At 70.4% G+C, this 13457-nt stretch carries 12 protein-coding genes; 3 read left to right on the forward strand and 9 right to left on the reverse strand.

Annotated elements, in window-relative coordinates; all coding sequences use genetic code 11:
- Positions 1 to 5: 5 nt before the first annotated feature.
- The 3 genes from ABZ470_RS01010 to ABZ470_RS01020 form a co-directional block, all read right to left on the reverse strand.
- A complete protein-coding gene (locus tag ABZ470_RS01010; RefSeq protein ID WP_362909159.1) occupies positions 6 to 1262 on the reverse strand; it encodes a DJ-1/PfpI family protein in 1257 nt (418 codons plus the stop codon).
- Between the two features lie 209 nt (positions 1263 to 1471).
- A complete protein-coding gene (locus tag ABZ470_RS01015) occupies positions 1472 to 2440 on the reverse strand; it encodes a helix-turn-helix domain-containing protein (RefSeq protein ID WP_352010549.1) in 969 nt (322 codons plus the stop codon).
- Positions 2441 to 2527: 87 nt separating this feature from the next.
- Positions 2528 to 2896: an STAS domain-containing protein gene (locus ABZ470_RS01020; protein WP_352010548.1), complete on the reverse strand. Its 369-nt coding sequence runs from the start codon at positions 2894 to 2896 to the stop codon at positions 2528 to 2530.
- 246 nt (positions 2897 to 3142) lie between these two features.
- Between ABZ470_RS01020 and ABZ470_RS01025 the strand changes: the two genes are divergently transcribed.
- Complete coding sequence (locus ABZ470_RS01025; RefSeq protein WP_362909162.1) at positions 3143 to 4327, forward strand: hypothetical protein; 1185 nt, start codon at positions 3143 to 3145, stop codon at positions 4325 to 4327.
- Positions 4328 to 4631: 304 nt separating this feature from the next.
- Here ABZ470_RS01025 and ABZ470_RS01030 read toward each other — a convergent pair whose 3' ends face one another.
- Positions 4632 to 5972, reverse strand: a complete 1341-nt coding sequence (locus ABZ470_RS01030; protein ID WP_362909164.1) for an APC family permease — start codon at positions 5970 to 5972, stop codon at positions 4632 to 4634.
- 132 nt (positions 5973 to 6104) lie between these two features.
- On the opposite strand from ABZ470_RS01030, the gene ABZ470_RS01035 reads away from it, so the two are divergent.
- The gene (locus tag ABZ470_RS01035) at positions 6105 to 6500 is read left to right on the forward strand and encodes a hypothetical protein (RefSeq protein WP_362909166.1); all 396 of its coding nucleotides are present in this window, start codon (positions 6105 to 6107) and stop codon (positions 6498 to 6500) included.
- A 902-nt stretch (positions 6501 to 7402) separates the two neighbouring features.
- On the opposite strand, the gene ABZ470_RS01040 is transcribed toward ABZ470_RS01035, so the two are convergent.
- From ABZ470_RS01040 to ABZ470_RS01050, 3 genes are all read right to left on the reverse strand, one after another.
- Complete coding sequence (locus ABZ470_RS01040) at positions 7403 to 8518, reverse strand: glycosyltransferase family 4 protein (protein WP_362909168.1); 1116 nt, start codon at positions 8516 to 8518, stop codon at positions 7403 to 7405.
- A 492-nt stretch (positions 8519 to 9010) separates the two neighbouring features.
- Positions 9011 to 10312, reverse strand: coding sequence for an L-lysine 6-transaminase (lat, locus tag ABZ470_RS01045; RefSeq protein WP_362909170.1), 1302 nt, complete (start codon positions 10310 to 10312; stop codon positions 9011 to 9013).
- 113 nt (positions 10313 to 10425) lie between these two features.
- Positions 10426 to 10992 carry an HdeD family acid-resistance protein gene (locus ABZ470_RS01050; protein WP_362909172.1) on the reverse strand — a complete coding sequence of 189 codons (567 nt, stop codon included), beginning with the start codon at positions 10990 to 10992 and terminating at the stop codon, positions 10426 to 10428.
- 116 nt (positions 10993 to 11108) lie between these two features.
- Between ABZ470_RS01050 and ABZ470_RS01055 the strand changes: the two genes are divergently transcribed.
- Positions 11109 to 12314: a M20 family metallopeptidase gene (locus ABZ470_RS01055; protein WP_362909174.1), complete on the forward strand. Its 1206-nt coding sequence runs from the start codon at positions 11109 to 11111 to the stop codon at positions 12312 to 12314.
- A gap of 48 nt (positions 12315 to 12362) precedes the next feature.
- On the opposite strand, the gene ABZ470_RS01060 is transcribed toward ABZ470_RS01055, so the two are convergent.
- Together ABZ470_RS01060 and ABZ470_RS01065 are read right to left on the reverse strand one after the other, a co-directional pair.
- Entirely contained in the window at positions 12363 to 12743 is a 381-nt protein-coding gene (locus ABZ470_RS01060) for a PPOX class F420-dependent oxidoreductase (protein ID WP_352010512.1), read from the reverse strand.
- 10 nt (positions 12744 to 12753) lie between these two features.
- The gene (locus ABZ470_RS01065; RefSeq protein WP_362909176.1) at positions 12754 to 13428 is read right to left on the reverse strand and encodes a hemolysin III family protein; all 675 of its coding nucleotides are present in this window, start codon (positions 13426 to 13428) and stop codon (positions 12754 to 12756) included.
- Between the last annotated feature and the right edge of the window lie 29 nt (positions 13429 to 13457).

The following is a 13457-nucleotide window of genomic DNA, read 5'->3' on the forward strand; positions in this document are numbered from 1 at the left end:
TCCGGTCAGGGCCCGGTACGGCGACGGCGGAGGGAACGGAGGGCGACATGGGCGATGAGCCCGGCACCGGCCACGGTCAGCAGGAACAACAGCGTCGGCCGCCACGACCAGGCGGGACCGGTCAACGCGAGGTGCTCGACGGGGTACTCGTTGTACTTCGCGGTCGCGCGGGCGGTGGCCACGTCGGTGTGGACGGCCAGGTCGCGCAGTACCGGGTCGAAGCCGGACTCGGCGGCGGCGCGCCCCGCGTGCGGCAGTTCGACGGCCAGCCCACGCCCGGCGGCCAGACGGGTGAGCGCGGGATCGACCTGCCCTGCCGCGCCGACCCCGGGGACGACCAGCCGGGAGAGGGCCGGCGCCGTACCGTCCGCCGGTTCGGCCACCAGGGTCACGCCGTGCCGGGTGGTGACCGCAGGGGTGCCCGCGAGCGCGACCGCGTGGGCCGCGAAGGAGCCTCCCGCGTAGACCTCGAACGCCGCGGCGACGTCGATCTCACCGGTCCCCGGGTTCAGCCCGATGCCGACGACCGGCCGGAACCAGGGGAAGGCCGCGTTGAGCGCGTAGGGCAGGTCCGCCAGAGCCGGCTCGTCGGCCGGGATCACGGTCGAGGCGCCGGGCGACCAGCCGGGATAACCGACCTCGGCGCCGACACGCCGGGCCTCGGCCTCCCCCGCCAGCAGTTCGACCAGCCGCAACGCGCCGACGACGCCGGAGGTCACACCCGCGGTCGTGGTGACCGGGCCGTCCTCGACGTAACGTCTGCCCTGAACCCAGCGGGTGTCCGGATAGTCACTCCGGAGAGCGCCGATGACCCCCCAGTGCGAGGTCGCGGCGCGTCCCCTGAGCAGGCCACCGGCCGCGACCAGCCGGGAGCCCGCGCAGACGCCCAGGATCCGGGCGCCCGCGGCGGCCCGACGGGCGATCCAGGCGCGCAGCGGCGCCTCGGCCTCGCCCTCGGGGTCGACCACGGCCGGAACCACGACCACGTCGGGCACCGCGTCCCCGGTCTCCGTCTCCTCAAGCGTGCGGTCGGGCAGCAGGCGCAGGCCGCCGGACAACGGGACCGGCTCCCTGCGCGCGCCCACCGTGCGGACGAGGAACCGATCGGAGCGGGCGAAGACCTCGTACGGCCCGAGCACGTCGGTGGTCACCGAACCGCTCGTCCCGACCACGACCGCGACCTTGATCCGTCCCCGCGGCGCCTCTCCCGCCGGAGGCTTCCCGGGTACGGCTCGCGGGGCCCCCGGGTAGCTGTCCCGCATGGAGACCACGACCCCGGCCGCGCATGTTCCACCAACGAGAACACCCCAGATGGCGATGAAAAGGACTATCCGTACGAGCAATCTGGCGCGTTGAGGCATGCGGAAGCTCCTGAGGTGTGAGGGGTCCCGGCCCGATCGGGAACCGGGAACGAGAAGAACGAGAACGCCGCGTGACGGCGGAAGAAAGGGAACGAGAAGAACCCGGACGGTCAGCCGGTTTCCCGCCGGAACTCCGAGGGCGGCCCGCCGTACCTGGCCTTGAACAGGCGGCGGAAGTGCCGTCCCTCGCGGAAGCCGCACCGGACGGCCACGGCGTCGACCGGCAGGCTGGTCTCGCGCAGCAGGGACATGGCGCGTTCGAGCCGCAGCCGCTGCCGGTACTCCAGCGGGGTGATCCCGGTCGCCGCGGTGAAGGCCCGGCTGAGCCCCCTGGGGGACAGGTTCGCCACCTCGGCCAGTTCGGCCAGGGTGTGCGCGGCGTCGATGCTCCCCGCGAGATGGTCCTGCACCCGGTGGACGGCGGAGTCCAGGTGCGACCGGTGCCTCAGGAACTGGCTGATCTGCTCCCCCGCGCCGTCCCTGCGCAGGTAGACCACCAGTTCGCGGGCGACGGCCGTGGTCAGGGCCGGGCCGTGGTCCCGCTCGACCAGCGAGAGCGCCAGATCGACCCCTGCCGAGACGCCCGCGCTGGTGCTGACCGGGCCGTCGTGGACGTAGAGCACCGCCTCCTGCACCCTCGCCGCCGGGTATCTGGCGCGCATCGCCTCGACCAGCGACCAGTGCGTGGTGCAGCGGCGCCCGTCCAGCAGGCCCGCCTCGCCCAGCGCCACCGCGCCGGTGCAGACCGACGCCAGCCGCGCCCCCGTGGCGGCCGCCGCACGCAGCCAGCCGACCACGGTCTCCGAGACGTACGGCTCGCGGTGCTCACGCAGCCTGGGGCCCGGGACCAGCACCAGATCACCGGCCGCGACCTGCGGCAGGGCGCCGAGCCCCGCGAGGCTCACCCCCTGGGCGGTCGCCACCCGCTCGGCGTCGGCGACGTGCTCGATCCGGTATCCCGCGCCGAGAAACGCGGCGGTGTCGAACACCTGCACCGGACCCGCCAGGTCGAGCAGGTTCACCTCGGGCAGGACCAGCACCACGACCCTGCCGGTACTTCCGGTCCCCTCATCAGCCACGACGCCGACGCTACCGGCCGTCACCCCGGCCCCGGCAGGGCCGTACGGGCCTCGCACCGGACGGATCAGGACACCGTGAACCTCCGGTCAGGCCGCCTCAAGGGCGTCGGCGACGGAGGGGAAGACCTCGAAGACCTGGGTCAGGCCCGCCAGGTTGAGCCTGCGGGCCAGGTTTCCCTGGACACCGGTGAGGATGAGCCGTACTCCCGCGAGCTGGCCCTGGTGACGGGCCTGGAGCAGTTCACCGATGCCGGAGGAGTCGCAGAACGTCAGAGCCGACAGGTCGAGGATGAGGGTCGGCGACTGCAGGAGCTCCCACGCCCTGCCGAGCTCCGCACGCAGCAACGGCGTGTGGTAGTGGTCCAGCTCCCCGCTCACCCGCACCACGAGCGTCGTACCGTGCAGCCCGGACGTGGCGCTGAAACTCGGCTCCGGCTCTTTTCCCGCGAACATCATCAACCTTCTGTACCGAACCTCTCCCAGCCGTGTAACTGTCTCACACGGAACGGGTCCCTTCGTGAGCCCGGCGGCCATGCCGCCGGACGTATCCCCCCTGTTGCCCCACCGTCCCGTCTGACGTGCCTCGTCCCCGGCCCAGGCGGCGGAGAACGCGTCCTCGCTCGCCCTGTCAGGGTGCCCAGGGCTGACAGGTCTATTCAGGATCGGCACCGTCCGGAGGGCACTCTGAGGGAGGATGCCCGCATGGGACATCTACGCTCTGTCACGCTCGTGCTCGCCGGGGTGACCCTGATGGCCTCCTGCGGCGCGCATCCCCCCGAGCCGTCCCCCACCGCGTCCCAGGCACCGCCGCCGAGCCGTACGGCGCAGCGGAACCCGTCGCCGGTCTCCCCCGCCTGGAAGGCCGTCAGGCCCGCCCAGCTGGCGGCGAGCTCCGCGCTGCTCGACGTGGCGGCGGCCGGGCCGCGTGAGGTGTGGGCGGTCGGCTACCAGAGGGGCGCCGAGGACCGGGAGGGCACTCCCGCCGTGACCAGGTGGGACGGTGTGAGATGGCGCGAGGTCACCGGGCTGAACGATCACGACGTCAACCACCTGACGGGCGTCAGCGTGGCCGGCCCCCGGGACGTCTGGGTCGCGGGCAACGGGGTGAACGCGTTCGCCGCGCGCTGGGACGGGCGGCGCTGGACGGCGCGGCGGCCCTTCGGCGTCGCGGAGGACTACCGGCTGACGGACGTCGCCGCCACGGGCGGCACAGGGAGCACAGCGTGGTTCACCGGGAACGGCCCGTCCGGCGGGGTGCTGATCCGGTGGGACGGCACGGCCTTCCGCAACGTGCCCACCGGCGGCGGCACCTTCGAGGCGGTCACCGCCAGGCAGGGGCACGTCTGGGCGGTCGGAGCGGCCCAGGACGGCACACCGCTGGTCTGGCACGGCTCCCCCGACCGCTGGGAGCGGTCGCGGACACCCGCCATCCCCGGTGGCACGCTACGGCGGGTCTGGCAGGTCTCCCCGTCCGACGTGTGGGCGGTCGGCGAGGTCGCGCCCGCCGGGGCCGTACGGGACGGAGCCCGGATCAGGCAGGGGCAGCCGCTGGTCCTGCACTGGGACGGGACCCGGTGGGCCAGGGCCGAGGTGCCGGTCGCCCGCGGTGCCCTGCAGGGCGTCACCGCCTCCGGTCCCGGCGAGGTGTGGATCAGCGGGGTGGACGCCGACCATCCGGGGCAGGCGCTCATGCTCCGCTTCGACGGCACGGCGTGGACACGCGAGTACGGCCCGCTCCTACGTCCCCGCCGTCCCGACCAGCAGTACGAGGACAGTGACCACGTCACCAGGACGGGTGTCACCCGGGCGCCCGGTACGGCCACGCTGTGGGCGGTCGGCTCGGTCGGCGTCGGTGACGACGAGGACGATTTCGTCCTCAGACGCTGAGTCCGTTCCTTCCGACTTCAAGTTTTACCTGTCGCCTCGCCGTGATCTTCAGACCGGCAACCGGCGTACGCATCCCCTGCCCCATCGGACTTCCCAGCCCGCCCACGATCCGGAGAATGCTCCGTTTTAACTCTCCGGACGGCTCGAAACAAATTCGATCACCCATGGACACCCCAAATCGCCCTTGGAATGTCGTACTCTCTCCCAAACTCCAATAAAGAGGGAGTCTGACATGAAACGCATAAGAATCACCCAAAGGCCTCGGCCGCCACGTCAGCCCGTCTCTCTCGACCTGCGCACCCCCTCAGGACGAGCGCTCCCGTTCTGACAGGAACAACCTGTTGACGAACCAGAGCACCACCCCGACGACGAGCAGCAGACCCGCCCGCACGTAGACGTCGGCGCCGCGCCCCGTGATCGGCAGCGCGAGCACAAGGCAGACAACCGCGCCGAGCGCCGGCATCCAACTGGGCGCCCGGTAGTGGTCGTGGCCGACGGGATCCTTGCGCAGCACGAGCACGGCCACGTTGACCAGCGCGAAGACCAGCAACAGCAGCAGCACCGTCGTGTCGGCCAGATCGCCGACATCGCCGGTCGCGACCAGCACCGCCGCGATCGCGGTGGTGAACAGGACGGCCACCCAGGGCGTCGCCCTGGTCGAGTGCACCGAGGCGAAGACCTTCGGCACGATGCCCTCTCGGGCCATGCCGTACACCAGGCGTGAGGCCATGATCATGTTGATCAGCGCGGTGTTGCCGACCGCCAGCAGCGCGATCAGCGCGAACAGCTTGGGCGGGAACGCCAGGCCCGCGACCTTGACGACCTCAAGGAGCGGGCCCGTCGAACTGGTCAGGGTCTTGGCGTCCACCAGCATCGTCGCGGTGAACGCCACCGCCAGATAGATCAGCGCCGCGACCGCCAGACCACCGAAGAGCGCCCTGGGGTAGTCGCGCTGCGGATTCTTCGACTCCTCGGCCAGGTTGACCGAGTCCTCGAAGCCGAGCAACGCGTAGAAGGCGAGCGCCGTACCGCCGAGGACACCGAGGAAGGCGCCGTTCGCCGGGTGGAACTCCAGGGCCCGGGCGGGCTCGCCCTCCCCGGACAGCAACGCGTAGATCCCGATCACGATGATCACCACGAGCCCGAACGCCTCGATGACGGTCAGGACCACGTTGACCTTGATGGACTCGGAGATGCCCGCGAAGTTCACCAGCGTCACCAGCCCCAGGAAGACGAACGCCCCGGCCATCACCGGCAGGGTGACGAACTCCCCGAGGTACTTGCCGCCGAACGCGCGCGCCGCCGCGCTCGCCGAGGTGATCCCGCTCATCAGCACCGCGAAGGCCACGACGAAGGTCAGGAAGGGGATGTTGAACGCCTTGTTCGTGTACAGCGCGGCCCCGGCGGCCTGGGGATACTTCCCGACGAGTTCGGCGTAGGCCGTCGCGGTCAGCGCGGCCAGCACGAAGGCCACCAGGAACGGCAGCCACAGAGCGCCGCCGACATATCCGGCGACCTTCCCCACCAGGGCGTATATCCCCGCACCGAGGATGTCGCCGACCACGAAGAGCAACAGGACCCGGCGCCCGATCACCCGCTTGAGCGAGTGCTGGGCCGCGCCGGAATCGATCACCGCCTCAGCCATGCCGCGCTCCTACCCGCACTCTGGCGGATCTCACCCACCGTCACTCGGGCACCACCTGTAAGCGTCATGAAAGTGCGCCGCAAGGAGATCCCCTACTGTTCTCTCTGTCACAAGAAGTAATGAAAGGCAGAAATGTTCTCCGTCCTCTCCTCCCGTCGTATCGCCGCCACCGTCGCGGGAGCCGCACTTCTCTCCTTGACCGCCGCCTGTGGCGGGTCCGGTAACGCCGAGTTCTGCGCCCAGGCGCCCTGGACCAAGGCCTTCACGGACTACACCACCGCCACCGCCAGCGCCGGCACCGACTTCAGCAAGTTCAACGACGCCAGCCAGAAGCTGTCGGCCGACCTGAAGGAGCTCGCCGGCAAGACCGACGGAGACCTCGCCTCCGCGCTCAACGACCTCGCCAAGACCTGGGGTGACTTCAAGATCGACCCCAAGGACCTGGCCGGAGCCGGCGCCACCGTGCAGAACATGGCCAAGAGCGCCCAGGAAGCCACCGTCAAGCTGGGCAAGGCCTGCTCCTCCTGATCTGATCTGATCTGACCTCTCCACCCCGTGCCTCCCGCTCCCAGGGAGGCACACCCGAGGGACACAGCGCCGCTCCGCCTGCGGGGGGCAGCGCGGGGCGGCGCTGTGTCTCTTTGCTCCGCCTTCGGCGTCGCGGGCTTGGGCGCCTTCGAGTCGGCGCTTTCCCTCGTCGCTGTGTCCCCTTTGCTCCGCCTGGCGGCGTCGCGGGCTTGGGCGCCTTCGAGTCGGCGCTTTCCCTCGTCACTCCGTCGCTTCGCTCCTGCGTTCCTCAGTCCAAGCACCGACGGCGCCCAAGCCGAAACTCCTCACACTTGGGGCCGGTAAAGCACAAGATGTGCTGCTTTGTGGCTCCTTCGGCGGCGCGGGTTTGGGCGCTTCGAGTCGGCGTCTTCCCTCATCGTCCGTCCGATACGCCCCCTCGCTCCGCAGTCCAGATCCGAGGACGCGCCCAAACCGGCACTCTCCACACTTAGCGCCGGGGAAGCACAAAAGCCGAGCTCCTCGCGCTTGACGCCGGGAAAGACGGGGCGAACTCTTCGTTTCCAGTGCCGGGCGCCCTGGGTTGAGGCGCGTTACGGGGACACCCACGCGGAGAACGACGCTCTGGTGTTGGACACCCGGGTTGGGACCGTTGAGAGATCGGCGTCCGAACCGATGGCTCTGGGGGTCGGGTGAGCCCGGGTCGGCGCCCAGGGCGTTTCCCCAGCCTGAGTTCGACCGGGCCGGGAACCCGAGCTCGGCCGGGCCGAGTTCATGCCGTGTCCGGTAAGCCCCCGCCGTCCGGTGGGGGCTTCGTCGTCCGGCAGCCTCCTGCCGACTGTGCGCCGCGTGCCATAAACATGCATCGCGCGCCAGACAGTGAGGCTGATCCAGGGGGTTCTTTACCGGGTGTCAGCCCGTTGTCAGCCCCGCAGAGCACGGGCCTCGGCGTAGCACTGCTCGAAGCCCTCAAGCACGGCGGGCCACGAGCAGCGCACCGGTTCCGTCTCACGGTTGTGGGCCGCGATCGACTCGCGCAGACCGCGGTCGCGTACCAGCTTGGCCACCGAGGCGACCAGACCCTCGAAGCTCTCGCCGAGCAGTCCCTCCTTGCCGGGACGGACGAAGTCGGCCACTCCGCTCTGGGCCCGCGCCACCACCGGCACCCCGGCCACCCTGGCCTCAAGCGCCGCAAGTCCGAAGGACTCCCTGGGAGCGGGGGCGACGAAGACGTCGGCGGAGGCGAGCAGCTCACGGATTCGCTCACGGCTGTAGCGGCCGGGGAGCGAGACCCACTCCGTCATCTCGTTCGCCCGCAGATAGCGCTCCATCTGGGAGCGCGCCGGGCCGTCACCCACGACGGTCGCCCGCATCCGCGTCTCGGCGGGCACCAGGGCGCGGGCCTCCTTGAGGAGCCTGAGCAATCTGACCGGCTGCTTGCGGGGTGCGAGCCGTCCGACCGCCACGACGTGCACGGGAGCGTCCTGATCGGCTTCGCCGCCGGAGCCGGGAACGGCCTGGCGCCAGGCCGAGACGTCCAGGCCGTTGGAGACCACGTGGACCGGCACCCTGCGCCCCGCGACCGAGCGGATCGGCCGGGCCGCGGCCTCACTCACCGCGGTGCCGACCAGCCCCCAGCGGTGCCATTCGAACAGCAGCCGCAGCCCCCGGTAGAGGGCACGGGTCACCGGGTCCCACATGCTGTGCACGGTCACCACGACGGGCAGCCCTGCCCGTACGGCGGCGCGGACCCCCATCCAGGCGAACGGTGAGACCGCGCCCATGTGAACGTGCACCACGTCGGGCCGTCGTGCCTTCACCAGACGCAACAGGTGACCGACGCCGAACGGGTGAACAGGCAGGTCGAAGGGGAGTTTCGCAACGATCCGATACACGCCCTGCAGTGTCTCCCCCGGCGTCGCGGTCGCGACCTCGACCTCGTGGCCCGCCTCCCGCTCCATCCGGACCAGATCGGCCACCTGCACCTCTATCCCACCCAGACGCGGCAGGTAACAGTCACTGACGTGGAGGATCCTCACCGTGCCAGCCTAAAGCGTCCGCCCCACCCCACCCCGCGCCCCCGGGACCCCACGGAAGAACCCCCGTTCAGGCCACCATCCGCCCACGCCCACGACGACCCGGACCCCACGAACTCCCCAAGACCCTGCCGATGCCTCGGATCCCGTCACCCCCTCTAAGGTTTTGTCCGGGGGTACCGGTGTCACACAAGGGGTTACGGCTTGGGCGCGTCGGTGCTTGGACCGAGGAACGCAGGAGCGAAGCGACGCAGTGACAAGGGAAAAGACACCGACCCGAAGCGCCCAAGCCCGCGACGCCGAAGGTGACGCGGGACAACATGTCTTGTGCTTTCCCGGTGCCGTGTGTGAAGAGTGTCGGCTTGGGCGCGTCGGTGCTTGGACTGAGGAACGCAGGAGCGCAGCGACGCAGTGACGAGGGAAAGCGCCGACCCGAAGCGCCCAAGCCCGCGACGCCGAAGGCGTCGCAAAGAGGCAGGGCGCAAAGAGACACCGTCACGCGGAGAGGCGAAGGTCCTGGGAGGCCTCCAGGGCTCTGGTGAGGGCGTTCGTGCCCTCGGCGAGTTCCTCGGCGGTCACCGAAAGGGCGGGGCGCAGCCGTACCGACTGGTCACCGCAGGGCAGGACCAGCACGCCCTCCTCGCGCCTGAGCCTGGCGACCAGGCGGTCGCGGGCGGTCGTGTCCGGCAGGTCGAAGGCGCACATGAGGCCGCGCCCCCTGGCGTTGCGGACCAGGCCGGGGAAGCGGGCCTGGATCTTCTGCAGCGAGGTGAGCAGGTCCTGACCGAGTTCGCCCGCGCGGATGATCAGGTCGTCGCGTTCGATGATCTCCAGCATCCTGCGGGAACGGACCATGTCGACCAGGCCGCCACCCCAGGTCGAGTTGATCCGGCCGCTGACGCGGAACACGTTGTCGGGCACCTGGTCGACCCTGCGGCCGGCCATGATCCCGCCGACCTGGATCTTCTTGGCGAAGGCCACGATGTCGGGGCGCAGGCCGAGTTGCTGGTGCGCCCACGGGGTCCCGGTGATCCCGGCGCCCGTCTGCACCTCGTCCATGACGAACAGGGCGTCGTACTCGTGGCACATGCGTTCCATGGCCTGCAGGAACTCGGGGCGCATGTGGTTGTCGCCGCCCTCACCCTGGATGGGCTCGGCGATGAAGCAGGCGATGTCGTGCGGGTGCCGTTCGAAGGCGGCCCGCGCCTGGGCCAGTGCCCGCGTCTCGGCCGCCTCGACGTTCCCGAAGTGGATGGCGGGCACCTCGATCCTGGGCCAGTCGAACATCGGGAAGCGGTCGGTCTTGACCGGGTCGGTGTTGGTCAGGGAGAGGGTGTAGCCGCTGCGGCCGTGGAAGGCGCGGGTGAGGTGGAGCACCCTGGTGCCGAGGCTCCTGGGACGGCCCGCCGCCTCGTTGCGCCGGCTCTTCCAGTCGAAGGCGCACTTCAGCGCGTTCTCCACGGCCAGGGCCCCGCCTTCGACGAAGAACAGGTGCGGTAGTTCCGGGTCGCCGAGCACGCGGTCGAACGTTTCGACGAAGTCGGCGAGGTGGCCGGTGTAGAGGTCGGAGTTGGCGGGTTTGTTGGCGGCGATCCTGCCGAGCAGGGCCAGGAACTCGGGGTCGTCGTCGAAGGGGTTCAGGCCCAGTGGCGCCGAGGCGAAGAAGGTGTAGAAGTCCAGGTAGCGGCGATCCGTCCGGGCGTCGACGAGCCGGGAGCCCTTGCTCCGGTCGAGGTCGAGGACCAGCCGGTAGCCGTCCACGAGCAGATGTCGAGCGAGGCGGTCGTGCACGTCCATGTCCCCTCCACAGGTCTCCCCCATAGCGATTCGAAGGGATTATTCCCCGTAAATGACACTTCTATATGGAGACATTACGCGGAGAAGCTGATTTTTCGGGAGATTGTCCTGGATCACACGACGCGAGGGGTGCCCGAGGGCCCTCGCCACCGGGAGGCGAGCCCCTTGATCCGGAAGGACAGCGCCACCAGGGCGATGCCGTACAGGATGGCCATGATGCCGATGAGCCAGGCGAGGGCCAGCGCGCCAGGAGCCGGCCGGATGAACAGCAGGACGCCGAACAGCACCGAGAGCGCGCCGCTGATGACGAACATCCACTCGTTCGCCGCGGTCCCGCGCAGCCTGATCCCCGCCACGATCTCCAGGACGCCGGTGACGACCGCCCAGGCCGCGATGAAGAACAGCAGGACCAGGGCCGTGATGCCCGGCCAGACGAAGACCGCGACGCCCGTCAGGATGCTGACGACGCCGTAGAAGATCATCCATCCCCGGGAACCGAGGCCCGCTCCCCTGCCCGCGCCGAACAGGGCGAAGACACCGTCCACGATGGCGTAGGCGCCGAAGACGACGACCAGGGCGAGGACGGTGATGGCGGGCCAGATCAGCGCCAGCACGCCGAACAGGATCGCGCAGACACCACGGACCAGATACACCCACCAGGTGCGTGCCAGCTCTTCCATGTGACCTCCCCGTTCCTCGGGGATTCCTATCCGGCAACAGGACAAGACGAGACCACCGGCCGGTTAAATCGGGTTATCGTGCGATCAATTCGTCGAGCCGCCAGAAGGAATGATCGATGTCGTTTCGTGAATCCGCCGCCGACATGCGGGACGAGCTGGTCCGCCTCAGGCACTCCCTGCACCGGGAGCCCGAGCTGGGCCTCGACCTGCCGCGCACCCAGGAGAAGGTGCTGGAGGCGATCTCCGGTCTCCCTCTGGAGGTACGGCTCGGCGAACGGCTCAGCTCCGTCACCGCGGTGCTGCGCGGAGCCCTTCCCGGCCCGACCGTCCTGCTGCGGGGTGACATGGACGCCCTGCCGGTCTCCGAACGCCCCGGGGCGGACGGGGTGACGGCCTCGCGGTTCGAGGGCAGGATGCACGCCTGCGGTCACGACCTGCACACCACCATGCTGGCCGGGGCCGCGCACCTGCTGTCCGCGGGGCGCGACCGGCTCGCCGGGAACGTGGTCTTCATGTTCCAGCCCGGCGAGGAGGGGCACGACGGGGCCAAACTCATGATCGAGGAGGGAACGCTCGACGCGGCGGGCGAACGTCCTGTCGCGGCCTACGCCCTGCACGTGACCAGCGCGATGCTTCCGCAGGGGACGTTCCTCACCAAGGGTGGCCCGATGATGTCGGCCATCGACGAGCTGACGGTGACCGTGCGCGGCGCGGGCGGTCACGGCTCGACGCCGCACCGCGCCAAGGATCCCGTCCCCGCCGCGTGCGAGATGGTCCTGGCGCTGCAGTCCATGGTGACGCGGAGCTTCGACGTCTTCGACCCGGTGGTGGTCACCGTCGGCAGCTTCCACGCGGGCACGGTCAGCAACGTGATTCCCGAGGAGGCCCGCTTCGCGGTGACGATCAGGTCGTTCTCCCCGTCCGCGCGGGAGCGGCTCCAGGAACGGACGGTCACTCTGGTCAGGGGCATCGCCGCGGCCCACGGGCTGGACGTCGAGGCCGACTACCAGGGGATCTATCCGGTCACGGTCAACGACGCCGGCGAGGCCTGCTTCGTCGCCGAGACCGTCAGGGAGGTCTACGGCGAGCAGCGCTTCCGGCAGGCGGCGAACCCGTTCACCGGCTCCGAGGACTTCTCCTACGTCTGCGACCAGATCCCCTCGGCGTTCGTCGCGCTCGGCGCGTGCCCGGCCGACCGTGATCCGGAGCGGGCCGCCTACAACCACGCCCCGGACGCGGAGTTCGACGACGCGGTGCTGCCCGACGGGGCCGCGCTCTACGCCGAACTCGCGGCGCGCCGCCTGGCCGGTGCCACGGTCTGAGTAGCGGCTCAAACAGTGGCCTGGACCGGTCGCCTTCTTGTGACCGGTTCAGGCCTCGCCGACGATCCGGACACCGACCGTTCCGTGCTCGCCCCTGCGGAACCTGCTGACGATCATCAGGACCCTGGCGAACAGGCCGTACTTCCGCAGGATCAGCCGGCGCACCCGCTCGGTCTCCTCCGCGGGCAGCACCGAGGCCCGTCCCTCGACCTGCTCGCCCCGCGTGTTGCCCCGCACGTCGCAGGCCGCCAGGACGACGCGCGGATCGGCGTTCAGGCGTCTGACCTTGCCCGAGGAGGCGACCGTCCAGACGACCAGCCCCTCACCGTCCGGCGCGACCCACACGGGGGTGGGAACCGCGGCCCCGTTCCTCCTGAAGGTCGTCACGGAGACATAGCGCTCGGCCGCGAGCTCCTTGATCGTCGTCATGTACGGCACCCTACGCCGCCGTGTAGACCACCAGGAAGACCGCGGCGTACTGCACGAGGTAGGCGGCGACGGTGAGGGCGTGGAAGACCTCGTGGAAGCCGAACCAGCGGGGCGAGGGGTCGGGGCGGCGTGTGCCGTACACGACTCCGCCCGCGGTGTAGAGCAGGCCGCCGGTCAGGACGAGGGCGACCGCGACGGCCCCGGCTCCCGCGATCAGCTGGGGGAGGACGAGGGCGGCCGTCCAGCCGAGGGCGATGTAGAGCGCCGTGGACAGCCAGCGGGGGGCCGAGGTCCACAGCACCTTGAACAGCACGCCCGCGAGGGCTCCCGTCCAGACCACGGCCAGGACCGCGGTCCTGGCCGGGCCGTCGAGGGCGAGCATCGCGAAGGGCGTGTGGGTGCCCGCGATGATCAGGAAGATGTTGGCGTGGTCGAGGCGGCGCAGCACCCCGGCCAGACGCGGGGAGAGGGTGCTCCGGTGGTAGGTGGCCGAGACGCCGAAGAGCAGGCCGGAGGTGACGGCGTAGACGGCCGCCGCCAGCCGGGCCTGGAGGGTCGGCCCCAGGGCGACGAGAACGAATCCGGCGATGAGGGAGACGGGCAGGGCTCCGGCGTGCAACCAGCCCCGCAGGCGGGGCTTGGCGGCCCCGGGGAGAGCGAGGCCCTCGGCGGTGGTCGTGACCATGAACCTACGCTAGCGTAGGTTACGTCTCC

It is taken from the genome of Streptosporangium sp. NPDC020072 (assembly GCF_040631445.1).
In the GTDB taxonomy this organism is placed as follows: domain Bacteria; phylum Actinomycetota; class Actinomycetes; order Streptosporangiales; family Streptosporangiaceae; genus Streptosporangium.